Origin of the sequence: Psychromicrobium silvestre (genome assembly GCF_013408295.1) — a bacterium.
In the GTDB taxonomy this organism is placed as follows: Bacteria; Actinomycetota; Actinomycetes; order Actinomycetales; family Micrococcaceae; genus Renibacterium; species Renibacterium silvestre.
In genome coordinates, this window is the sequence record NZ_JACBYQ010000001.1 from 444,466 (window position 1) to 466,441 (window position 21,976).

General features: G+C 59.4%; 23 protein-coding genes. 14 read left to right on the top strand and 9 right to left on the bottom strand.

The features are described 5' to 3' along the window. Window positions 1-154 precede the first annotated feature (154 nt). Window positions 155-1,753: an ATP-binding cassette domain-containing protein gene (locus FHU41_RS02135; RefSeq protein ID WP_179388003.1), complete on the top strand. Its 1,599-nt coding sequence runs from the start codon at window positions 155-157 to the stop codon at window positions 1,751-1,753. Between the two features lie 32 nt (window positions 1,754-1,785). On the opposite strand, the gene FHU41_RS02140 is transcribed toward FHU41_RS02135, so the two are convergent. From FHU41_RS02140 to FHU41_RS02155, 4 genes are read right to left on the bottom strand one after another with little or no spacing between them, the layout of a single operon-like run. Beyond that, window positions 1,786-2,268, bottom strand: a complete 483-nt coding sequence (locus tag FHU41_RS02140) for a YbaK/EbsC family protein (protein WP_343046221.1) — start codon at window positions 2,266-2,268, stop codon at window positions 1,786-1,788. Further along, window positions 2,261-3,172, bottom strand: a complete 912-nt coding sequence (locus FHU41_RS02145; protein ID WP_179388005.1) for an SURF1 family cytochrome oxidase biogenesis protein — start codon at window positions 3,170-3,172, stop codon at window positions 2,261-2,263. The genes FHU41_RS02140 and FHU41_RS02145 overlap by 8 nt, the downstream gene beginning before the upstream one ends. After that, window positions 3,172-3,414, bottom strand: a complete 243-nt coding sequence (locus FHU41_RS02150) for a hypothetical protein (protein ID WP_179388006.1) — start codon at window positions 3,412-3,414, stop codon at window positions 3,172-3,174. Before FHU41_RS02150 ends, FHU41_RS02145 begins: the two co-directional genes overlap by 1 nt. Then, entirely contained in the window at window positions 3,411-3,854 is a 444-nt protein-coding gene (locus FHU41_RS02155; protein WP_343046222.1) for a DUF3099 domain-containing protein, read from the bottom strand. Before FHU41_RS02155 ends, FHU41_RS02150 begins: the two co-directional genes overlap by 4 nt. 111 nt (window positions 3,855-3,965) lie before the next feature. Here FHU41_RS02155 and FHU41_RS02160 point away from each other — a divergent pair, with 111 nt between their 5' ends. Continuing rightward, the gene (locus FHU41_RS02160) at window positions 3,966-4,688 is read left to right on the top strand and encodes a beta-ketoacyl-ACP reductase (protein WP_179388007.1); all 723 of its coding nucleotides are present in this window, start codon (window positions 3,966-3,968) and stop codon (window positions 4,686-4,688) included. Window positions 4,689-4,716: 28 nt separating this feature from the next. After that, window positions 4,717-5,466: an SDR family oxidoreductase gene (locus FHU41_RS02165; RefSeq protein WP_179389079.1), complete on the top strand. Its 750-nt coding sequence runs from the start codon at window positions 4,717-4,719 to the stop codon at window positions 5,464-5,466. A 95-nt stretch (window positions 5,467-5,561) separates the two neighbouring features. On the opposite strand, the gene serB is transcribed toward FHU41_RS02165, so the two are convergent. Further along, on the bottom strand, window positions 5,562-6,446 hold the full coding sequence (gene serB / locus FHU41_RS02170) for a phosphoserine phosphatase SerB (protein ID WP_179388008.1): 885 nt from the start codon (window positions 6,444-6,446) through the stop codon (window positions 5,562-5,564). Between the two features lie 100 nt (window positions 6,447-6,546). On the opposite strand from serB, the gene FHU41_RS02175 reads away from it, so the two are divergent. From FHU41_RS02175 to FHU41_RS02205, 7 genes are all read left to right on the top strand, one after another. Beyond that, window positions 6,547-7,335 (top strand): ABC transporter ATP-binding protein, encoded by a 789-nt coding sequence (locus tag FHU41_RS02175; RefSeq protein ID WP_179388009.1) that lies wholly within the window; start codon window positions 6,547-6,549, stop codon window positions 7,333-7,335. 14 nt (window positions 7,336-7,349) lie between these two features. Further along, window positions 7,350-8,129 (top strand): TSUP family transporter, encoded by a 780-nt coding sequence (locus FHU41_RS02180; protein ID WP_179388010.1) that lies wholly within the window; start codon window positions 7,350-7,352, stop codon window positions 8,127-8,129. Window position 8,130: 1 nt separating this feature from the next. Continuing rightward, window positions 8,131-8,934: a TrmH family RNA methyltransferase gene (locus FHU41_RS02185; RefSeq protein WP_179388011.1), complete on the top strand. Its 804-nt coding sequence runs from the start codon at window positions 8,131-8,133 to the stop codon at window positions 8,932-8,934. 270 nt (window positions 8,935-9,204) lie between these two features. Next, on the top strand, window positions 9,205-9,666 hold the full coding sequence (locus FHU41_RS02190; protein ID WP_179388012.1) for a peroxiredoxin: 462 nt from the start codon (window positions 9,205-9,207) through the stop codon (window positions 9,664-9,666). Between the two features lie 133 nt (window positions 9,667-9,799). Continuing rightward, on the top strand, window positions 9,800-10,054 hold the full coding sequence (locus FHU41_RS02195) for a type B 50S ribosomal protein L31 (RefSeq protein ID WP_179388013.1): 255 nt from the start codon (window positions 9,800-9,802) through the stop codon (window positions 10,052-10,054). 131 nt (window positions 10,055-10,185) lie between these two features. After that, window positions 10,186-11,253: a lipoate-protein ligase LplAB gene (lplAB, locus tag FHU41_RS02200; RefSeq protein WP_179388014.1), complete on the top strand. Its 1,068-nt coding sequence runs from the start codon at window positions 10,186-10,188 to the stop codon at window positions 11,251-11,253. A 24-nt stretch (window positions 11,254-11,277) separates the two neighbouring features. Beyond that, a complete protein-coding gene (locus tag FHU41_RS02205; RefSeq protein ID WP_179388015.1) occupies window positions 11,278-11,790 on the top strand; it encodes a GNAT family N-acetyltransferase in 513 nt (170 codons plus the stop codon). A 97-nt stretch (window positions 11,791-11,887) separates the two neighbouring features. On the opposite strand, the gene FHU41_RS02210 is transcribed toward FHU41_RS02205, so the two are convergent. The 3 genes from FHU41_RS02210 to FHU41_RS02220 are packed head-to-tail and all read right to left on the bottom strand — an operon-like array spanning window position 11,888 to window position 15,942. Next, a complete protein-coding gene (locus FHU41_RS02210) occupies window positions 11,888-12,295 on the bottom strand; it encodes a RidA family protein (protein WP_246279409.1) in 408 nt (135 codons plus the stop codon). Beyond that, a complete protein-coding gene (pepN, locus tag FHU41_RS02215; RefSeq protein ID WP_179388016.1) occupies window positions 12,296-14,911 on the bottom strand; it encodes an aminopeptidase N in 2,616 nt (871 codons plus the stop codon). It lies immediately after the preceding gene. 23 nt (window positions 14,912-14,934) lie between these two features. Further along, window positions 14,935-15,942, bottom strand: a complete 1,008-nt coding sequence (locus FHU41_RS02220) for a YeiH family protein (RefSeq protein WP_343046223.1) — start codon at window positions 15,940-15,942, stop codon at window positions 14,935-14,937. 79 nt (window positions 15,943-16,021) lie between these two features. Between FHU41_RS02220 and FHU41_RS02225 the strand changes: the two genes are divergently transcribed. The 3 genes from FHU41_RS02225 to FHU41_RS02235 are packed head-to-tail and all read left to right on the top strand — an operon-like array spanning window position 16,022 to window position 19,379. Beyond that, a complete protein-coding gene (locus FHU41_RS02225) occupies window positions 16,022-17,572 on the top strand; it encodes a circularly permuted type 2 ATP-grasp protein (protein ID WP_179388017.1) in 1,551 nt (516 codons plus the stop codon). Between the two features lie 32 nt (window positions 17,573-17,604). Then, window positions 17,605-18,531 carry an alpha-E domain-containing protein gene (locus FHU41_RS02230; RefSeq protein ID WP_179388018.1) on the top strand — a complete coding sequence of 309 codons (927 nt, stop codon included), beginning with the start codon at window positions 17,605-17,607 and terminating at the stop codon, window positions 18,529-18,531. Then, window positions 18,528-19,379 (top strand): transglutaminase family protein, encoded by an 852-nt coding sequence (locus tag FHU41_RS02235; protein WP_179388019.1) that lies wholly within the window; start codon window positions 18,528-18,530, stop codon window positions 19,377-19,379. Before FHU41_RS02230 ends, FHU41_RS02235 begins: the two co-directional genes overlap by 4 nt. Before the next feature lie 66 nt (window positions 19,380-19,445). Here FHU41_RS02235 and FHU41_RS02240 read toward each other — a convergent pair whose 3' ends face one another. Then, window positions 19,446-20,882 carry a hypothetical protein gene (locus tag FHU41_RS02240; protein WP_179388020.1) on the bottom strand — a complete coding sequence of 479 codons (1,437 nt, stop codon included), beginning with the start codon at window positions 20,880-20,882 and terminating at the stop codon, window positions 19,446-19,448. Window positions 20,883-21,679: 797 nt separating this feature from the next. Here FHU41_RS02240 and FHU41_RS02245 point away from each other — a divergent pair. Further along, a complete protein-coding gene (locus FHU41_RS02245; RefSeq protein ID WP_179388021.1) occupies window positions 21,680-21,883 on the top strand; it encodes a hypothetical protein in 204 nt (67 codons plus the stop codon). The last annotated feature ends 93 nt before the right edge of the window (window positions 21,884-21,976 follow it).

Consider the following 21,976-nt stretch of genomic DNA (forward strand, 5'->3'; position numbering starts at 1 on the left):
TGAATCGCACGGTGAATCGGGTGGCGCTTGACGGCGTAGACTGGATAGGCCTTCGCAGCAACTTCTCAGAACTTCTCTAAACTTCTCGGATCCGCTGTGAGTCACGGGCCGCCACCGTTGGCATCCATCGAAGCAAGGAAAGCAGGAGAAGACTGTGATTATCGTCCAAGACCTCGAGCTACGTGCCGGGGCGCGTTTGCTCATGGACGAGGTGTCTTTCCGCATCGACAAGGGTGACAAGATCGGCCTGGTGGGTCGCAACGGAGCCGGTAAGACCACCTTGACCCGAGTATTAGCCGGAGACGGTTTACCCGCGGCAGGCAAGGTGACCAGGAGCGGCGAGATCGGCTATCTGCCGCAGGACCCGCGCACTCCGGATATGGAGCAGCTAGCTCGGGACCGGATTCTTTCCGCCCGCGACCTGGACAAAGTCGTCACTAAGCTCCGCAAGGCTGAGACCGAGATGGCCAGCGAGGATCCGAAGATTCGCGATAAAGCGATGGGGCGTTACGACCGGCTGGAACAGGAATTTCTCAATAATGGTGGCTACGCCGCCGAATCGGAAGCCGCCGCGATCTCCTCGAATCTTGCTCTTCCGGAGCGGATCCTGAATCAGCCACTGCGTACCCTTTCCGGTGGGCAACGCCGTCGTGTCGAGTTGGCCCGGATCCTGTTTTCCGGCGCCGAGACCATGCTGCTCGATGAGCCGACCAACCACTTGGACGCCGATTCCATTAGCTGGTTACGGGACTTTCTCAAAGCGCACCAGGGCGGTCTGATCGTGATTAGTCACGACGTCGAACTGCTTGAAGCGACCGTCAATAAGGTTTACCACCTGGACGCCAACCGGGCCACCATCGATCAATACAACCTGGGTTGGAAGAAATACCTGGAACAGCGCGAAACGGATGAGCGAGCTCGTAAGCGCGAGCGGGTCAACGTGGAGAAAAAAGCTAGCGTGCTGCTGGATCAAGCCAATAAGATGCGGGCAAAAGCCACCAAGGCTGTGGCCGCACAGAATATGGCTCGACGAGCAGAACGGATGCTGGCCGGGCTGGCGGAGGCGCGTACCGCGGATCGAGTGGCCGCGCTGCGCTTTCCCGATCCGGCGCCCTGTGGCAGGACTCCGCTGACCGCCGAAGGGCTGAGTAAGTCCTATGGTTCGCTGGAAATTTTCACCGACGTCGATCTAGCCATCGACCGCGGCTCAAAAGTTGTTGTGCTCGGGCTCAACGGTGCGGGTAAAACCACTCTGCTGCGGATGCTGGCTGGAGTGGATAAGCCCGATACCGGCACCGTGCAACCCGGACACGGCCTGAAAATCGGCTACTACGCCCAGGAACACGAAACCCTTGACACCTCCCGAACCGTGCTGGAAAACATGCGCTCGGCCGCACCAGAGCTTCGGGACGCCGAGGTGCGTGGCGTGCTGGGTTCCTTCTTGTTCTCCGGTGACGACGTCGATAAGCCCGCCGGTGTGCTCTCTGGTGGGGAAAAGACTCGATTGGCGCTAGCCACCATCGTGGCCTCTAGCGCCAATGTGCTGCTGCTTGATGAGCCAACGAATAACCTCGACCCGGCCAGCCGCAATGAGATCCTGGGTGCGCTGCGTAACTACACCGGCGCCGTCGTACTGGTCAGCCACGATGAAGGCGCGGTAGAAGCGCTCAATCCGGAGCGCGTGGTGCTGCTTCCTGATGGCGTAGAAGATCACTGGAACGAAGATTACCTGGATCTGATTACACTGGCCTAGTCCTTCGCGGCTCGAATTTTGGGCCTGCGAACTTAGCGCACTCGGAGTGGTTCTGCCCCGGTGATCCGGAGCAATTCTGAGTAGCTACTGGAGAACATCGAAAGATGATCGCCTGCGCCGGCCCAAATTCGAGGGTGCGCGGCCAGGGATTCATCGAGAATGCTGCGGATGGGCTGTGGGTGCCCCAGCGGCGCGACCCCGCCAATCTCTTGACCGGTGTGAAAAGATACGAAATCGGGACTGGCGCGGCGTATTTTTGAGCTTCCCAGCAGTGTTGCCACCAAGGAGGTATCCACTCGCGCCGCTCCACTGGCCAAGATGAGTAGGGGCTCACCGTCCATCTCGAAGATCAAACTGTTTGCGATTGCCGCCAGTTCACAGCCCAAGATCCGGGCCGCGTCCTCGGCCGTGGGTACCTGTTGATCAAGTGTCAGCACGGTATCTTCGGCCCCGGCAGCCAGTAGGGCGCGGCGGACCAGCTCGACCGGCGGCTTGGCGAGATTTTGTTCAGTCACGGACGGATTCCTTAGCCGCGGGTAAACCGCCCTGGAAGCCCTGCGCATCGAGCAAGGCATCCTCCACATCTTCGGCACTGGGCTTACGACGTCCGGATGGCCGTGACTTTCCGCGCTGTTGGAAGGCGGAACTGCGGCCAAGGGAATCCAGCTCGGAGAGGCCTTCTTCGGCGTCGAGGCGATCGATTTTTGCCTGCTGCCGGACCACATAGCCGTAGCCGATCAAGAAGAGCACACCGAAGGCGAACCATTGCAAGGCATAGCTGAGGTTGGTGCCATTATCGAAACTCGGTACCGCGAGTGGGGCTGGCGTCGTCGCCGGAGCGGGAGTCTCCTGATACATCGCCGCGTAGGCGCCGGTCTTGAGCGGGTAGCCGAGCTGAGCCGCATAATCGGGTAGATCGATGGAGGCGAGTTGACCGGCCGGGGCTCCGCGCTGCAATTTGATTTCCCCTGGCCGGAGCCTGGCGAGCACGGTCACGGTGCCGGAAGGCGGCGCCGGAATGGAGTCGGGGTGACCTGGGTCTTTATCTCCGATGGGCAGCCAACCGCGATCGATCACCACCGAATCACCATTGCTCAGTTTCAACGGAATAACCACTTCATAGCCCGGCTGACCGTTAAGCGGACGGTTCCGGACGACTCGCTGACCGGACAAGTCGTAGACTCCGGTTAGACTCACCGGAGTCCATTCCTTGGCGGGGTCCAAGCTGCCGAATTGCGCCGCAGCCTGATCGTAGCTCAGCGGGCTAGCTGAATAATTATTGGTCACCTTGTTCTCCGCGGCGTCCACTTCGGCCTTGCGGGAAAGCTGCCACAGCCCCAAGCCTAGGCAGGCGATCGCGAAAATAATCGCTACCAAAAGATAAGTCAGCCATTTTCTGCTGAAAATAAATTTGTACATCAGCCCTCTCCCTCGGCCGACGGAAACGCTATGGTGTCTCGGAAAAAACCACGGACACGCAGATAGTCTTCCAGCCATGCCCGGTGTTCGGAGCAGGCTAGCCAAATTTTCAAACGTTCCGGGGTGTGCAGTTTGGGATTGTTCCAGCGCAGTTGCCAGCTCGCCGCTGTGCGGCAGCCCTTACGGGAGCAACGCGGTAACTCGGTGGCTCCGGTCCCGGCCAGCGAGTCCAGGAAACTCATGCTTTGTCACCCTCTGTTCCATGCAAATCGGGCGTTCGGTGTAGCTCTGTTCGGTGTAGCTCGGGCTGTACCGGTTCAGAGTCATTGGACTCGGGCACTACCTCGCCTTGTAGCGTGATGGGTTCCTCATCGGTGACCGCGGGAGCCTCAAGTTCTGCCTGTGGTGCGTGATCCAAAAGAGCTGTGCTTTCCGCGTTGCTGGTATCGCTACCCCCATTGGCGATAATCACGGCGAACCAGGGGATGAAGACCGCTCCAATAATCGGCACTAGTTTCCACCAGCCATCGACGACGAACAAAAGGCCGAAGCAGAGCAGCCTGATTCCCATCGCAATGGCGTATTTGATCATTCTGCCGCGCATCTCATCACTATGAGAGGTCCTGGCCGTGGTGATGTTCTGCACATCGTCCGGCTGCATCGGGGAATGGTCTTTACTCACTGTCTCTATTCTCCCACCGTGCTCACGGCGGTCCAAACAGAGACCCGCTGAGCGCTCGGAACGGATAAGATTCAAGGCGGGTAAATTTTTCGAGCACAGATGGGTAGGCGAATGGCTGATTCCGAGCAGGGCAGAAGCGTTTTGATCACCGGCGGTAACCGAGGCATCGGCTTAGCTATTGCGAAGTCCTTCCTGGCCAAGGGGGACAAGGTCGCGGTCACCTACCGTAGCGAGAGCGAATTGCCGGAAGGCATCCTCGGAGTGCAGGCCGACGTCACGGACGAGGCCAGCATCGATGCCGCCTTCAGTGTGGTTGAGGCCGCTCACGGTCCCGTGGAGGTGTTGGTGGCTAATGCTGGAATCACCAAGGACACCCTGCTGTTGCGAATGAGCGAAGACGATTTCAGCTCGGTTCTGGACACCAATCTGACCGGGGCCTTCCGAGTGATCAAGCGTGCTTCGAAGGGCATGATCCGGCTGCGCAAGGGCCGAGTGGTGCTGATTTCCTCGGTGGTGGGCCTTTACGGCTCGGCCGGGCAGATCAACTACGCTGCGTCTAAGGCGGGCATGATCGGCATCGCCCGCTCGTTGACCCGCGAACTGGGCTCTCGCAATATCACGGCCAATGTGGTGGCCCCCGGTTTCATCAATACCGATATGACCTCCGAACTGCCGGAGGAGACCCAGAAGCAGTACCTGGCTTCCGTGCCTGCCGGTCGTTTCGCCGAGGCTTCGGAGGTGGCAGATGTGGTCCGTTGGCTGGCCAGCGACGAAGCTTCTTATATCTCCGGCGCGGTGATCCCAGTCGACGGCGGCCTGGGCATGGGCCACTAGATTTCATCCGATAAAAGAAAGGCTTATGATGGCAGATTTGAAGGATAAGACGGCGATCGTCACGGGTTCCTCACGCGGTATTGGTGCGGATGTGGCGAAGTTCCTGGCGGCTCAGGGCGCCGCGGTGGTGGTTAACTACCGGCAGAAGGCACCGCGGGCCAATAAAGTGGTAGCCGAAATCGAAGCGGCTGGCGGGCAGGCCGTTGCGGTCGGTGCAGATCTGACCGCGCCCGAGGGCGTGCAGGCTCTTGTCGATGCGGCGCTCTCGCTGTCCGGCTCAGGCTCCCTGGATCTTTTGGTGCTCAACGCTTCCGGCGGCATGGAAACCTCCATGGGGGAGGATTACGCCCTCAAACTTAACCGGGATGCCCAGGTTGCCATGTTGCAGGCGGCGACGGCAGTCATGCAGCCGGGCTCCAGGGTGGTCTTCGTGACGAGTCACCAGGCGCACTTCATTAACCAGGTTTCCACCATGGATGCTTACGAGCCGGTGGCTCGCAGCAAACGAGCCGGTGAGGACGCGCTGCGCGAATTCATCCCCGAGCTGGAAGCCAAGGGAATCAGCTTTGTGGTGGTCTCCGGAGACATGATCGAAGGGACCATCACGGCGACCTTGCTGGACCGGGCGCAGCCCGGAGCCATCGAGGCGCGGCGTACTGAGGCGGGCAAGCTGTACTCGGTGTCCGAATTCGCAGCTGAAGTGGCGAAGGCAGCTACCGCAGAGGTACCCACCGGCCACACCGAATACGTCGGCGGAGCCGTCGGCTTCCTGGAGTAACCCTCCAACAGTTGCTTTACCGCCGAGTTCGCTTGTGAGTCACCAATTCGCCTGTTTTTACGGGCGAACACGAGACCCGCAAGCGAACTCGGCGGTTAAAAAGCAAGGCCGGAGAGCTCGAGGGCTTGGTCGAGGCGGTCGAGTTGGGCGTCGGCGGCCGCCTGCACAGCAGGCTTCGCCCGATAGGCCAGGCCGAGTCCAGCGGCAGCCAGCATGTCCAAGTCGTTTGCGCCGTCACCAATCGCTACCGTTGCCCCGAGCGGGATACCCGCCTCGGCGGCCCACTCCCGCAGCGACTCCGCTTTTGCAATGCGATCCACGACGGCGCCGCTCACCCGCCCGGTCAGCAAGCCATCGATAATCTCCAGTTCATTGGCCCGTGCCCGGTCGAGGCCGAGACGAGCCGCTAGGGGATCAAGGATCTGTGAAAAGCCCCCGGAGACGGCAGCGACCAGATGGCCGGCGCGATGGGCGCCCTCGATCAATCGCTCGGCACCTTCGGAGAGCCTGATGGCGTCCTGAACTTCCGCGAGCACCCCGATCGGTAGCCCCGCCAGAGCGGCGACTCGTTGATGCAGACTCTGCGCAAAATCCAATTCGCCCCGCATCGCGGCCTCGGTCACCGACCGTACCTCGGCTTCCCGCCCGGCATGCGCGGCGAGTAACTCGATCACTTCCTGTTGGATCAGGGTGGAATCGACATCCAGCACGAAAAGTTTCCGTTTGGCCTGCAATAGCTCGGTGGGCACCACGGCAATGCGGAGGTCGACCCCGGTCATCGCCCGGACGAGGGCCGCCCGGAACTCCGGGAGGCCGCCGTCGAACTCAAGATCTGCCCGGAACACCGCATAGTTGACGTTCTCGCTGCTGCTTTCAGCCACACTGCGGGCGCCACAAGCTGTCAGCGCCGCACGCAGAGAGGTGACGGCCTCGGCGGTCAGAACGGGGGCATAGCCGAAGGCGGCGTAATTGACGGGCATAGCCTCAGTTTAGCCAGCGGAGCGGGCCAAAGAACTTTGATCGGGCCGCACCGGGTAGCAGTTCGCCATCTTGCCCGGCTTTGGCCTAATGTCTAGTGCTATGGGTGATGTTCTCGAATTGGCTTCCGTGCGCGTGGTCCGCGGCAATAAGACCCTCCTGAATAACCTGTCCTGGCAGGTCAAAGAGGGAGAACGCTGGGTCATTTTGGGGCCCAACGGAGCTGGTAAGACCACCTTGCTGCAGATTGCTGGTGCCCGGATGCATCCCAGCTCCGGGGTGGCCGGAATCTTGGACGAGGTGCTCGGTGCGGTAGATGTCTTTGAATTGCGGCCAAGGATCGGTCTGGCCTCGGCCGCGCTGGCTAACCAGATCCCGGAGCACGAAAAGGTACTCAATGTCGTGGTCACCGCCGCTTATGGTGTGACCGGACGCTGGCGTGAACAATATGAGCGCGACGACGAGCGCCGGGCTTTTGAGCTGCTGGATGCCTGGGGGATGTCGACCTTCCTGAACCGTCCCTTTGCCTCGCTGAGCGAGGGCGAGCGGAAACGGGTGCAGATCGCTCGCGCCCTGATGACGGATCCGGAGCTGCTGTTGTTGGACGAACCCGCTGCCGGACTGGACCTGGCTGGTCGAGAAGATTTGGTGCAAAGGCTGAGCACGCTCGCCGCAGACGAGGATGCTCCGGCGATGGTGCTGGTCACCCATCACCTGGAAGAAGTTCCGCCGGGCTTCACTCACGCTTTATTGATGCGCGACGGCGGGGTAGTGGCGCAAGGGCCGCTAGAGGCTGTACTGACCGAGGAAAACCTCTCCGCCACCTTCGGCTTGCCGCTTAGCCTGAGCCGTCAGAACGGTCGGTTCAGCGCGGTTGCCCGCCGGGCTTAGGGGCGGTATTAGCCGTGGATTTACTGCACGGCGCGATTATCGCGCTGGCTGGCCTGTGGGCTGGCACCATCAACTCGGTCGTGGGCTCGGGAACTCTGGTCACCTTCCCGGTGCTGGTGGCTCTGGGCTACGCTCCGGTGGTTGCTTCGATCTCCAATGCCACCGGACTGATTGCCGGTAATGCCGCCGGTGCCTGGGGTTATCGCAAGGAATTGACCGGCTTGGGCGGGCAGGTCCTGCGATTATTGCCGGCCTCGGTTCTGGGTGGCATTGTTGGCGCCTGGCTGCTGCTCCATCTGCCGGAAAGTGTTTTCGGCTTGGTCGCCCCAATACTTATCGTGATCGCGCTGCTAATGGTGATTTTCCAGCCTCGTTTGCAGCACTGGGTAGCCCGACGGCGGGAGGCTGGGCTGGGAGATCGCAGACACGCCGTCGCCCTGGTTCTCGCGGTGTTCCTGATTGGGATCTACGGCGGTTACTTTGTTGCCGCGCAGGGCATTCTGCTGGTGGCAGCGATGGGGATTTTGCTCAATGGCAGCCTGCAAGCCGCAAATGCGATGAAAAATGTGCTGGTACTGGGCGTGAATCTGGTGGCAGCGGTCTCCTACCTAATTTTCGCTTTCGACCGGATCGCTTGGCCTGTGGTGGCCGTGATCGCGGTGACCTCAACGATCGGGGGCTTCCTGGGCGCGAAGATTGGCCGACGGCTCAAACCTGCGGTTTTACGCACCGTTATTGTGCTGCTGGGCTTGGTGGCCTTGTACTTTATGATCGCTAAGTTACTGGGGTATTGAGATGCTGATCCGCTTGGAGTCCGCCCAGGACGAGCGAGTGCTTGACTACACCCGGCTCACCGAGGTGCAGCTGAGGCTAAGCCTCGAGGCGGAACAAGGACTCTACATCGCGGAGAGTTCCCGAGTGTTGCGAAGGGCGCTGGCCGCCGGACACCGACCCAGATCCTTCTTTATGGCCGAAAAATGGCTTGCTGGTCTGCAGGACGTCTTTGATCAGTTTCCCGAAGTCCCGGTCTTTTACGGTTCCGATCAGGTGCTGGAATCAATTACCGGGTTTCATTTGCACCGTGGTGCCCTGGCCGCAATGCACCGACCCGCCGCGGTGGAGCCCCGTGAGTTGCTGCGGAATGCCCGTCGAGTGGCGGTGCTGGAAGACATTGTGGATCACACCAATCTGGGTGCCATCTTTCGTTCGGCGGCGGGCCTGGGCATCGATGCCGTACTGGTGACGCCACGCTGCGCCGATCCACTCTACCGGCGCAGTATCCGGGTCAGCATGGGAACCGTTTTCCAGGTGCCTTGGGCTCGGTTAGAGTCTTGGCCATCCGCTTTGTTCCAAGAGGCGGGATTTACGACGGCGGCACTCGCCTTGGGTGAGGATTCGATCAGTCTCGATGTGCTTGCGGCCGAACCGCCGGAGCGGCTAGCTCTTATTTTGGGCACCGAAGGCGACGGGCTGAGCGCTGAGACGCTGGCCGCCGTCGACCGGAAGGTGATGATTCCGATGAGCGGGGGAGTCGACTCGCTCAATGTTGCGGCCGCCTCGGCAGTAGCTTTCTGGTCGATGCGCCTCCCCACACCCTAACCCCACCCCTTCCTTCTCCCTCCTGTCCCACCCTGTTTTCCCTCCCGTCCCACCCGGTGGTGCAGGAGTTAACGATGAGTCGCCAAAATTGCCACAGCAGCAACTTTGGTAACACTCAGTGGGACAGCTGGGAGGGTTCCTCGGGGTGGGGCCACACGGTGAGGGTCCCTGGGCGAGGTACGAGCGCTAGGGAAACCGTGGGGATATCGCATAGCGCCCTCCCAAACTTCGCTAGCTCAGTTCGGGTCCCTCGGGCGCTATGCTGGGGCAATGCGTAAAGGTGACCTCGCCGAGGACTTCGAACTGCCGGATCAGAATGGCAAGCCGCTCCGCTTGAGCGCAGTGCTGGCTGAAGGCCCTGCCGTACTGTTCTTCTATCCACTGGCAATGAGTGGTGGTTGCACCTTGGAGTTACAGCACTTTCGGGATCGTCAGCACGAGTTCACCGAATTGGGTGCCAGACTGGTGGGGGTGAGCCGGGACAGCGTGGAACGTCAAGCGAAGTTTGCCACCGAGAATCAGGTTTCTTTCCCGCTTTTGTCCGATGCCGAGGGGCTGGTGGTGGAAGCCTACGGGGTGAAGCGTCGATTGCTGGCAAAAACTCTGCCGGTGAAAAGGTCAACCTTCGTCATCAACTCCGAGCGGCGCATTGTCGAGGTTATTTCTAGTGAAACCGATATGAAAACCCATGCCGATTCCGCCCTGGCGGCATTGACGACCCGCCAGCTCTGAGGTATTTCGCAGTTTTCGCGTTGAGCGGCTAACATTGAGTGTTGGTCTGCGCCCGGTTTGCGGGCATTGCAACCGTCATCCGTGTAGCACCGTGTCTGGCAAAATCCAGGCCCACCTATGAAAAGGCACAAACGTGAAGAGCGATATCCACCCGAAGTACGAAGCAGTTGTGTTCAACGATCTGGCTTCCGGTACCAAATTCCTAACCCGGTCCACTGTGACTTCTGAGAAGACCATTGAATGGGAAGACGGCAAGACCTACCCGGTCATCGACGTCGAAATCTCCTCCGAATCTCACCCCTTCTACACCGGTAAGCAGCGCATCATGGATAGCGCCGGCCGTGTGGAGCGCTTCAACGCTCGCTTCAAGGGCTTCGGCAAAAAGTAGTTTTAGCCGTTTCGGCGGAAAGGGGTGGATGCTGCGGCATCCACCCCTTTTTCTTGTCCTCCGCAGATCGTTGTGGAGTAAAAGCGGTGCCCAGGGTGTTCCCACAGAGGAACCCATAGGAGGAGAGAAAAGTGTCCCAGACGGATCGTTTTCACGGCGAGTACAAGGTACCCGGCGGAAAATTAGTGGTTGCGGATCTGGCGGTTGGCGACGAACGCTTACACGAGGTATCGATCAATGGCGACTTCTTCTTGGAGCCCGATGAGGCGTTGCAGGATATCAACGAAGCACTGACCGGGCTGCCGGTGGAGACTTCCGCCAAGGACCTTGCCGCTGTCATCAGCGACCGGTTACGCCCGGAGGCTGTGCTTTTCGGGTTTTCTCCCGAGGCTATCGCGATTGCCGTCCGACGCGCGCTCAAGAAAGCCACCACCTGGGCCGATCACGAATTCGATATCATCCCTCCCACGGCCTTAGATACCTACCAACATGTTGCCCTGGACGAGGTATTGACTCGTCAGGTGGGAGCAGGGCTGCGAAAGCCAACGTTGCGGTTCTGGGAGTGGGAATCGCCGTCCGTGGTGATTGGTAGCTTCCAATCGATGCGCAATGAGGTCGATCCCGAGGGTGTCGAGCGCTTCGGGGTGACCGTGGTACGGCGGATCAGCGGTGGCGGTGCCATGTTCATGGAGCCTGGCAATGCGATCACCTATTCCCTCTATGTTCCGCAGAGCCTGGTGGACGGGCTGAGCTTCGCCGATGCTTACCCATTTCTGGACGCTTGGGTGATGGCCAGCCTGCAGAAACTCGGCATTGCCGCCCAATATGTGCCGCTCAATGACATCGCTACCGAACAAGGCAAGATCGGCGGTGCTGCGCAGAAACGAACCAGTAATGGCGGTCTGCTGCACCACGTGACGATGTCCTACGATATCGATGCGGACAAAATGACTCAGGTGCTGCGAATCGGCCGGGAGAAGCTGTCGGATAAGGGCATTACCTCAGCCAAGAAACGGGTAGATCCGCTACGCAGGCAGACCGGCCTGGCCAGGGAAGAGATCATTAAGGTCATGATGGAGACGTTCCAGGAGCTTTATCCCGCGCAATTCATTGAGCTGAGCGCGCAGGATTTGGAGGCCACAAATGATCTGGTGCGCGCCAAATTCAACACCGAAGCCTGGACTTATCGGGTTCCCTAAACTTTTCTAGCTAGAGTTGAGTGAATGGACGTCCGAACTGAACGCCTCGACCTGCGCCCGGTAACCCCGAATGATTGCCAGGAGCTCTTTGCCATCTTTACTGACCCCGCAGGGTGGTGGTTCGAGCCGGAAAACAGACACCTTGAACTGGTCACGACCGAGCGGTTCATTGAGCGGGCAGCTGCACGGTGGACTAACGATGGCTTGAGTTACTGGAGCGTGCGCCTGCGCGATGCCGACCAGGTAATCGGGATCGGTGGCGCGCAGCGACACCGCACCGGGGCTTGGAACCTGAGCTACCGGATCGCAACCGATCAGCAAGGCCAAGGCTACGCCGTCGAACTGGGAATCGCGGGTCTCGAAGCCGCTCGGGCCTGTGACAATAGCGTGCCGGTGATCGCCTGGGTGGCCGAGCAAAACACCCCATCCCGACGAGTCGCTGAGCGGATCGGCTTACAGAATCGGGGCCTTTTCACCGATCAGAACGACGGGAAACAGCGCTTGGCTTTTGCTGATCGGGAGTATTCCGGAGTCTAAGCCCACTCGGTCAGTGATCTCGCTGGGCAAAGACAGCTGGTCCCACCGAGAACGGTGTCTCGATGGGACCAGCTTCGGTAACCGACTCAGGACGGCCCTACTGCTCCGAACTCCCGACCGCGACGGCTTCGACCTCCACTAGCTGTCCCGGGTAACCCAGTACAGCAACTCCTAGTAGCGTGCTGGGCGCATCATGACTTCCCATTGCCGCCCGCACCTCATTCCAGGCCTCAACCAGATCTTCGCGCCGATCACTGGCCACGAAAACCGTGGTCTTGAGCACTTGATCGAGGCTAGAACCCGCTTCAGTCAAGGCAACGCCAAGATTCTGCATACAGATCTTGGCTTGAGCGGCGTATCCCTGCGTGCTTATCTGACCCTTTTGATCGAGAGGGCAGGCACCAGCGGTAAAGACCAATCGAGAAGCCTGAACCGAGGCTGCATAGGCGTACTCCACCTCGGCGCTCAGCGTTTCACTGTGATGCAGGCGAATCGGTTCCATCATTCAGCCCAGTTGCGCTCGAAGCGCGCGCCGTAGATTGTCGAGTCCCTCGATCACGATTCGGCGCAGTGCAGCCGGAGCCTCGGCATTGGCCTCAAGCCACTCGGTGGCGAGCACCACGACGGGCTGCTGCTCAAGAGCCAGACCGGGCTGTGCATCCTGCTCCGGGAAAAGTTCGCCGACGATCCGGCTGGCGATTTCAATACTCCGGGAAGCCCAGATTTCTCCGATCTGAGCAAAATACCGGGAGCGATACTCTTCGCGCAATTCCTCGGGCCCCAGCAGGAACCCTGAAATCGTCGCGCTCAGCAATTCATTGGAGAGCGAACCATCCTGCCAGGTAGAGTTCCACGCTTGTGCCTTCACCTCAGCCTCCGGACGCGCAGCCATCGCAACCGTGAAACCAACCAAGGCCCGAGAGTTTGACTCACGAGCAAGCTCCGCTTCCAATTCGGCCGGAGCGGCCAGGCCGTTTGCGGCCAGGGCTCGCCAGATCTGCCAGCGCGGATCAGTGTCGATCTGCAGCCCGATAGGTCCTTCACCGTCGAGTAGCTGGCGCAATAACCCCAGCTGCCCGGTGGAGTTCCGCGATACCGCGGCCAGCGCACGGAACCAGGCCAATTGCAGATCGGAACCCGCGACGGCGAGCTTCAGCTGCTCGGCAATGGTGCCCAAGAGCTCTTCTCGTAGATCCGAGCGTTGCGCAAGCGGAGTGAAAGATTCGACGGCGGTGCTTGCGGTTTCTAGCAGATTGGACAGTATCCCAACGCCCGATTCGGCCGGGGCAAAACGCCGAACGGCTTCTACATAGCTGGCGGCCGGGAGTACGGCATCTCTGGTCATATTCCACAGTGTGGACCAGCAGAGTACGCGAGCCAGTGGGTCGTTGAGTCGGTCCAGCGAGGTGAGTACCGTTTGTAAGGAATGATCGTCGAAGCGAACCTTGGCGTAGCTGAGATCCTCGTCGTTGAGCAGCAGCAAATCTGGCTGCGCAACACCCTGCAAGGCAGTTACCTCGGTGGAGGCGCCGTCCAGGTCCAGGCTGTGAGATTCAGTGAGTGCCAAGGCGCCTGTTGAGTCAAAGGTATAGCAGCCCAGACGAAGCAGATGGGGACGGTCGGCGTTCCGTGCGGTGACCGGATCCATCGCTTCCTGTTCGATCCGCACCGAGCCTAGAACGCCGTCGTCCGCTGTCACCGAAACGCTCAGGGTGGAGATTCCGGAGGTCTGCAACCAGCGTTCGGACCAATCGCTCATGTCTCGGCCGGAAGCCGCACTCAACTCCACAAGCAGATCCTTCAGTGTGGTGTTGCCGAAGGCGTGCTTGCTGAAATATTCACGGGCCGCGCTGAAGAAGGCATCCTCGCCGACGAAGGCCACCAACTGCTTGAGTACCGAGGCGCCCTTGGCGTAGGTAATGCCGTCGAAGTTCTGCTTGGCGGCTTCCAGATCCACAATATCGGCAACGATGGGATGGGTAGTCGGTAGCTGATCCTGCCGGTAGGCCCAAGCCTTGCGACGATTAGCAAAGCTCACCCAAGAGGCATTTCCCCAGTCGGTGGCCTGCGCAACAGCGAAGGTGCCCATGAAATCTGCGAAGGACTCCTTGAGCCAAAGATCGTCCCACCACTGCATGGTGACGAGGTCGCCGAACCACATGTGCGCCATTTCGTGCAATAGCGTGTTGGCCCGCTGTTGGTACTGGATATCGGTGGCCCGGGAGGTGAAAACGTAATCGTCGGTGAAGGTCACCAGACCCGGGTTTTCCATCGCCCCAAGGTTGTATTCGGGGACGAAAGCCTGATCGTATTTGCCAAATGGGTAGGGGTAGCCGAAGACGGAATGGAAGAAGTCTAGGCCCTTGCGAGTTAGTTCGAAGATCGTCTCAGCGTCGAAGCTCTCCTTGATGGAGGCTCGGCAATAGGCACCCAGCGGAATGGCTAAGGAACCGCCGTCCGGGAGCACGGTTCCCGACCAGGAAGAACTGAAGTACGAATACTCTCCGGCCAGCACGCAGGTGATGTAGCTGGAGATCGGCTCGGTCTGCGCGAAGCTCCAGCGGCTCAGTTCGGGCGTGCTGCTCAGCGGCTGAACCGAGACCTCAGCGCCATTGGAAGCCACTCGCCATTCGGAAGGAGCGATCACCTCGAAGCTGTAGCGGCCCTTCAAATCGGGCTGTTCGAAGTTCGGATAAACCCGCCGAGCATCCGCGGGCTCGTATTGGGTGTAGAGGTAGATCTTCCCATCGGCGGGATCGACAAAGCGGTGAAGACCTTCTCCCGAGCGGGAATACTCGCCGGTTGCCGTGACAATAACCTGGTTTTCAGCAGCCAGCTCGGGCAGCGAAATCCGGGCACCCCGATAGAGCTGCTCGACCGGCAGATCCCGTCCGTTCAGATTGATCCGCTGTACGGACCGTCCAACAAAGTCGAGGAACGTGGACGAACCGGGGACGGCACTGAAAGTGATGATGCTACGGGTGGTAAAGCCCGCTTCGGGATCCTGCAAGGCGGTGCGTAGGTCCAAACTGACGTGGTAGTCGTGGACTGTGACGGTCCTGGAGCGCTCTGCGGCTTCTGCACGGCTCAGGTTAAGGTCTTGAGAAGTAAATTGTGACACCAGAACATCTAATCATGTGCGGATTAGCTATCCATGAGCCGCACGGCCAGCAGCCCCAGAAAAGCAATCAATAGCCAGGACAGCAGCGCGGTCAGTACTGCTCGGAGCCCGGTGCCGAGGAGTTCGCGGACCCGAACAGCCGAGCCCAGGCCGAAGAGTGCGGCGCCGAGCAGCACATCTTGAAGGATCGCCCCCGTTTCCAAAACAGGCGCGCCGAGCCAACCCGTGCTGCGCAGCGCCATCATGGCCAGGAAACCGATCACGAAAAGCGGCACAATGGCAGGCATCTTGCTGCCTGCCGGACGGTTTCGGCGTTCCAGAAGTGAGCTGGTGGCAACTATTGGGGCAAGTAGCACCACCCTGGTGAGTTTGACCAAGATGGCGGCTGCTAGGGCTGCTGCACCCGCTGTTTGCGCGGTCGCAACTACTTGGCCGACGTCGTGCACCGAGGCACCGGCCCATTGGCCGAATTCCAGCGGGCTGAGTCCCAGCGGCTTGCTCAGCAACGGCAATACGCCAATGGCTAAGGTGCCGCAGAGCGTCACCAACGCTACCGGCATCACAGTGTCCTTCTGCGCAGTGCCCCGAACCGCAGCCATCGCGCCAATTGCCGAGGCTCCGCAGATCGAGAATCCGCTGGCAATCAGTACAGGAGAATCACCGGGCAGCCGAAACGCCTTGGCTATTAGCCAAGTACCAAGGAAGCTGAGTAGAACCACGGCCACGATCAGGCCGAAAGTTTTCCAACCCAGGCCGAGTAGGTCCGTCAGCACCAGCTTGAGCCCCAGCAGTACGATTCCGGCTCGCATCAGGTGTTTGCCTGCCGAGTTTAACCCCGGGCGAAGAATCCCCGCCACCGCTTGCGAGCTGCCCGGCAGGTTAGCGGCCAGAATGCCGAGCACCACCGCGACCGTCATAGCGGGCAGCGCTGGGATGAGCAGATGGATACCCATGGCGAGGACGACGGCGGCCAGGCTGCTGAGCAGGCCGGGCACGAGTGGGCGGGCAGCGGCGAACGGAGCAGCGGGCACCGTTCAACTCTAGTCGGCCGGAGCAGATTGGAGCGCGTCAAATAGTGTATTACTTGGCAAAAGGTGGCAAGGTAATCCCATGTCTGAGCTTTTCAAGGAATACGACGCGGCGATTGAGCGCACTGGCGCCTTCGACGAGATGTTCACCGCCCAGCTGCAAACTCGCGGCTCCTACGCTCAGGTGGCTGACGCTCTCAATGAACTGAACCTCACCGATGTCACGGCCCGGGCCGATTCGATGGCCCGCACCTTCCTGGACCGTGGCGTGACTTTTGACTATGCAGGGGAGGAGCGGCCGTTCCCGTTGGACATTGTGCCGCGAGTGATTGCCGCCGATGAGTGGAGCGTGCTGGAGCGCGGAGTGGCGCAGCGAGTGCGCACCTTGGAAGCCTTCCTCAACGATGTCTACGACAAGATGAATGTAGTGGCTGACGGCGTGGTGCCGCGAGCGCTGGTGACCACCAGCGCGCACTTCCACCGGCAGGTTTCCGGCTTTACCCCGGCAGGTGGAGTTCGGGTGCACATCTCCGGCATCGATGTGATTCGCGATCAACAAGGCACCTTCCGGGTGTTGGAAGACAATGTCCGGGTGCCCAGCGGGGTGTCCTATGTGCTGGAGAACCGCAGGGCGATGGCCAAGGGCTTGCCGGAGGCCTTCGGGCAACAACTGGTGCGGCCGGTTGAGGAATATCCCCGAAGGTTACTGGCTGCCTTGCGCAAAACCGCACCGGCCGGCGTCGACCATCCCAATGTCGTGGTGCTCACGCCGGGAGTGTTCAATAGCGCCTACTTCGAACACACCCTGCTCGCGGGCCTGATGGGCGTGGAACTTGTGGAGGGGCGAGACCTGATCTGCCGCGGCAACCGGGTCTATATGCGCACCACCGCCGGTGAGGAACGCGTCGATGTGATCTATAAGCGGATCGACGACGAGTTCCTGGACCCCCTGCAGTTCCGTTCCGATTCGATGATCGGCTGCCCGGGCCTGGTCAACGCCGCGAGGGCGGGCGGGGTGACCATTGCCAATGCGGTGGGGAATGGTGTGGCGGACGACAAGCTGGTGTACAGCTATCTGCCGGATTTGATCAAGTACTACCTGGGCGAGGAACCGATTATTGCCAATGTGGACACCTTCCGGCTGGAGGAACCTGAGGCGCGCGAACAAGTCCTGGACAGGCTGGATGAGCTGGTAGTTAAGCCGGTAGATGGCTCCGGTGGCAAGGGTCTGGTGATCGGACCGGACGCCTCACGTGAGGAATTGGATGCCTTGCGGGAGCGGATTCTGGACGATCCGCGGGGTTGGATTGCCCAGCCGGTTCTGCAGCTTTCCACGGTGCCGACGCTTTCCGGCGATAAATTTGGTCCGCGCCACGTGGACTTGCGACCCTTTGCGGTTAACGACGGCGACGACGTCTGGGTGCTTCCGGGCGGGCTCACCAGGGTGGCGCTCAAGGAAGGCTCACTCATCGTCAACTCCTCGCAGGGCGGTGGTTCGAAGGACACCTGGGTGCTTTCCGATTCCGCCGCGCAACCCTTTGAGCGAGTGCCGCGCGAGTCCATTACGGTCCGCGAACGGGTTTCGGTGTGGCCCATTGAATCCAATTGGCAGGACCGGCAAAGTGACCAGTAGAAGCAGATGTTCAATGCGAGGTGGAGGTCAAAATGCTTAGCCGAATCGCCGAGTCGCTGTTCTGGATAGGACGCTATGTTGAGCGTGCCGATGGAACCGCGAGAATCCTAGACGTGCACCTGGAGCGGCTGAACCATATGCCCGCCGAGGAACGCCGGAGCGTGGCCGAGGAACTACTTGCCGTGATGGGGGTGAGCGTAGAAGGTGAAGAGTTCGGGCTGAACGAATTGCTGCACGCGCTGGCCTATGACCGGCAAAGTGCCACCTCTATCGCTGGTTCCTTAGGTGCTGCACGGGAAAATGCGCGTCGTGCCAGGGAAACCGTGTCTTCAAGTCTGTGGGAAAGCCTCAACACCACCTATTACGGACTCAATCAGCATCGTAAGGACGTGGTGGGAACCTATCGGTTCTGCAATTGGGTGCTGGAACGGACCGCGATGGTTCGCGGTTTAGCGGATACCACCGTTTCACACGATGAGTCCTGGCAGTTCTTGGTGCTCGGTAGATCCCTGGAACGAGCCGATATGACCGCCCGGATGCTCTCTACTCGCGACGTCCTTTCGGTCGGTATCTCCTGGGTCAATATGCTGCGCAGCGCTGGTGCCTATGAGTCCTTCTTACGCACTCAGCGGGTCTCCTTCAACGATCAGCACGCCGCGGAATTCCTACTCTTGGATCGACTTTTCCCGAGATCGATTGTCTATGCGCTGCGAGATGCCGATGAGTGTTTGGAGACCCTGGACCCCTCGGCCCAGCGGGTTGGTTTCATCAACGATGCCCGCCGGATTGTCGGTCAGGCTCGGACCTTCCTGGAGTTCCACCGCACCGATGATCTGCTGGCCGAATTGCCCGAGCATATGGAACGCGTGCAGCGGGCGGTGGCTCAGGCCTCGGACGCGATATCTAATAAGTATTTCAATCAGGCGGCCGAGCTGTCCTGGGTGGGGGAGGTTTCATGAGTCGGCTGCGCATTGTGCACAGTACCGGTTACCAGTACAACAAACGCGTGACGCTCTCCTATAACGAAGCGCGGATGACGCCGGTCACCGATCAGCATCAGGTGGTGTTGGAGTCCCTGGTAAAGGTTTCGCCGAGTCAGGCTGCGGTGAATACTTATCGGGATTACTGGGGGAGCAGGGTCACAGCCTTCGATATGCAGGCCGCGCACGAACACCTCGAAGTGACTGCGACCTCCACCGTTGAAGTACACCGGACCGAGCGGTTTGCGGGCGAGGATGAGGTACTCGCCTGGCAGGAGCTGCGCTCGGCTAAGGTCGCCGATACTTTCAGCGACTGGCTGCCGCAGACCCCGCTGAGTAGTACGGGAGGTGAGGTGGAGACTCTGGTCCGGGACGCCGTCGTCGGGCTGAATCCGCATCGCGCCGCCTTGACCGTCTTTGAATGGATGCGCGGAGAGATGGAGTACGTCAAAGGCATCACGGGCGTGCATACCTCGGCCGAAGAAGCTTGGCTGGAACGTAAGGGCGTCTGCCAGGATTTGGCGCATGTGGGCATTGGTTCGCTGCGTGCCCTGGGCATTCCGGCCAGATATGTTTCGGGCTACATCCACCCCAAGGCCGATGCCGTGATGGGGGAGACCGTTGCCGGGCAATCGCATGCCTGGCTTGAATGGTGGGACGGCGAATGGCGTTCCTGGGATCCGACGAACCATAAACCCGCGGGAGATCTGCACGTTTCAGTGGCTCGCGGCCGGGACTACCGGGATGTGCCGCCGCTGAAGGGGATTCTTTCCGGTGGCGGGGGCTCGACCTTGAAGGTGACGGTGGAGATTACCCAGTTGGTGTGACTTTGAATTGAATGAGGGGCGGTGTCAAGGACAGGGACACCGCCCCTCAGCTTTGGGGAGCTTTCTCTAGCGCTGTTGTACAGGACGTCGCCGGGCGAAGAATACCGCGGCGGATCCGACCACAATGAGGAACAAGCCAATGAGTGCTGGCGTCGAGTTACTTCCGCTATAGGCAAGTTCTTCGGTGCTTGAGACTGGGACGACAGCTGGGTCTAGAGTCGGCGCTGTGCTGGGGCTGATGCCCGCTGGCTGCTTCGCCGGAGCAGTAGCCGCCGCAGTGACGGTGAGGCTTAGGTCCAGATGATCGGCGCCGGCAGGGCCTGCTGAAAACGCAGGCTGGGAGCTTTTTAGCCAGCTGAGACCGATCACATGCTTGCCGATGGAGACACCGGAGGCTTTGAGAGCGAAACTCAGGTTGCGCTGTGCATCGACCGTTACGATTCTGGGGTACTTCCCATCAATAGTCACCGTTACCTGCGCCCCCACTGGGAAGAACGTTCCGGTAATAGTGGTACCCGTGGAGGCAAGACTTGTCGTGGAGATAGTGCTGGGAGAGAGCTGGGCCCCGAAGCTTGGAGTGACGACCAAATCGGCGGTAGCCCAGAAGGCAGCGACATGGAAGGTGATACCACCTTGAGCAGGGATAGATTCACCTTTGAGAAGATAAGAAATATTTCCGCTGGCATCAGATACCGTGGTGCCCATCGGCAGACCTGAACGAGCACCGACGATTTCAACGGTGCTATTCGGCGGAAAACCACGCCCGGTCGCCTGCGTTCCCGTGAAATAGAGATCCGCAGCAGAGATAGTACTGGGGCTGAAGGAGACCTGAGGAGCAGCTGGCGTAGGCCCGGTGACGGTAAGCGTGGCTTCGGCGAGATTGCCATAGCCGTCGTCGAAAGCCAGAACATAGCTGCCAGCGTCGATGATGGTCTGGAAGTATCCACTGGTGAAACCGCCATTTTCATCACAGCTGGCAAAACCGAATTGCTGCCCGTTGAGTGTGAAGCTCATGGAGCAATACTTCTCGAAGTTGCTGCCAGTGACACGAATGCCCTTGGTTGCCAACTCCATTGAGGTGATGGTGGGTGTGTCTAGGACAACCTGCAGGAGAGGGCCAGGAGTCACGGTAATCGCCACCGAAGCAGGACTGCCATCAAAAGGCTCTAACGTTATGGTGTGATCGCCCGGTGTAGCGGTGAGTCCGCTGACCTGATACTCAACGTGTCCGTCTTGATCGGAGAACGTGCCTTGGCCCGTGGGCTGATTATCTAGGAGTACGGCGATGTTTTCGTTCGCAAGAAATCCATCGCCGGTGACGTTCAGCCCGGAAGAAAGCAGTTCCGCTACCGTCAGAGTCGTCGGGGTGGCGAGGATGCTTGGCGTGTCAACGGGTGCCGCGCTCGCTGAATTGGCTGTGAACGTGAGGCTCAGTAGAGCTACTGCGAGAGTTGCAGCGAGCTTCAGGGCAAAGGACATCTTGCGTGTAGCTCGTACCAGCAAAGGTCCACCTCCTTGTTGATGTGATGCGATTACTTGGCCCTAAACACCTCAAGGCTGATCACAATCTAATGCACAGCTTGCACCCAGGAAACCCTCAGAAGGCGTTCTGGAACAAACTTCCAGTTACTTCCAGAAAAACTTCCAATCGTGGCTCTTCTTGCTCCTAGTGATAGATCTATGTACTTTCTGTGGCTCAGCCCTTGTCCTGCTGGTCATTTCGCGGGTCGTATCCGGCACAATTGCTCGCTTCATCTTCCCGAGCAGGCTTAACGTCCGGTACTCGAACCCGAGGTCTTGCTTCTGTAGTTGTCGGAGCGATGTCTTTGTCGGTATTTGTTGGACTTACAGCTTTTGCGGATGCCTCAAGCCCAGTACCAGCCACGGAGTTAGCTATCGCTCATTCTGATATGCCCTGTACTCGGACGGTGAAATCGAACTGGTGGGGTCGTAAATTGGGACTCTCGCTGGTGGGGACCGTATCTCCTTGGACTTTGTGGCGAGGACCATCAACGGGGAACAAGTTTTGGTATCCATGGTGGTTCCGGCCAAGATTACTTTGAGCAACGGTGGCACTGAGCAGATAGCAACGAACAGTAAGCAGAATGGTCATTCCACTGAGCAGCCGTGGCATTTTCACAAGTTAACGACTCCGACAGGTGGTGGGAATATGCAGACTTATTTACAGATGTTGCCGGGGAGCACCTGGTGTAAATAGCAGGCAAGACAGGTGTCCGTCAGACACTCAAGATTTAAAGGACTATAGAGAAGTTGATTCCACACAGATAGAGTCTATTTGTGTGGAGTTAAGAAATCCAGAACAAATGATTCTTCTCGAAGTGGAAAAATGGGATGATGAAGGATCAAGATGGGGGCTGGGATGCAGGATAGGTGAGAAAACCCCTCCCGCCTCTGGCACCTTCCTGGGAGGAGCCAAAGAGAATCTGGGAAGTTTGTTGATTTTTGAATTCACTTGTGAGAATACGGAGATTTATGATGGCTGAATTGGAGTTGATCTCTTCGGAGATTATACGGTTTAACTCGTACGATGATTTAGATTATCGATACATTGAACTAAGGCGCGTAAGACTGATTGA

Excerpts from the sequence above, each read along its gene's own strand:
- FHU41_RS02210 (WP_246279409.1), bottom strand. The coding sequence starts at position 12,295 with ATGATGGAACCGATTCGCCTGCATCACAGTGAAACGCTGAGCGCCGAG.
- FHU41_RS02190 (WP_179388012.1), top strand. The coding sequence starts at position 9,205 with ATGCGTAAAGGTGACCTCGCCGAGGACTTCGAACTGCCGGATCAGAAT.
- FHU41_RS02175 (WP_179388009.1), top strand. The coding sequence starts at position 6,547 with ATGGGTGATGTTCTCGAATTGGCTTCCGTGCGCGTGGTCCGCGGCAAT.
- FHU41_RS02205 (WP_179388015.1), top strand. The coding sequence starts at position 11,278 with ATGGACGTCCGAACTGAACGCCTCGACCTGCGCCCGGTAACCCCGAAT.
- serB (WP_179388008.1), bottom strand. The coding sequence starts at position 6,446 with ATGCCCGTCAATTACGCCGCCTTCGGCTATGCCCCCGTTCTGACCGCC.
- FHU41_RS02225 (WP_179388017.1), top strand. The coding sequence starts at position 16,022 with ATGTCTGAGCTTTTCAAGGAATACGACGCGGCGATTGAGCGCACTGGC.
- FHU41_RS02165 (WP_179389079.1), top strand. The coding sequence starts at position 4,717 with ATGGCAGATTTGAAGGATAAGACGGCGATCGTCACGGGTTCCTCACGC.
- FHU41_RS02150 (WP_179388006.1), bottom strand. The coding sequence starts at position 3,414 with ATGAGTTTCCTGGACTCGCTGGCCGGGACCGGAGCCACCGAGTTACCG.
- FHU41_RS02185 (WP_179388011.1), top strand. The coding sequence starts at position 8,131 with ATGCTGATCCGCTTGGAGTCCGCCCAGGACGAGCGAGTGCTTGACTAC.
- FHU41_RS02235 (WP_179388019.1), top strand. The coding sequence starts at position 18,528 with ATGAGTCGGCTGCGCATTGTGCACAGTACCGGTTACCAGTACAACAAA.
- FHU41_RS02230 (WP_179388018.1), top strand. The coding sequence starts at position 17,605 with ATGCTTAGCCGAATCGCCGAGTCGCTGTTCTGGATAGGACGCTATGTT.
- FHU41_RS02160 (WP_179388007.1), top strand. The coding sequence starts at position 3,966 with ATGGCTGATTCCGAGCAGGGCAGAAGCGTTTTGATCACCGGCGGTAAC.
- FHU41_RS02145 (WP_179388005.1), bottom strand. The coding sequence starts at position 3,172 with ATGTACAAATTTATTTTCAGCAGAAAATGGCTGACTTATCTTTTGGTA.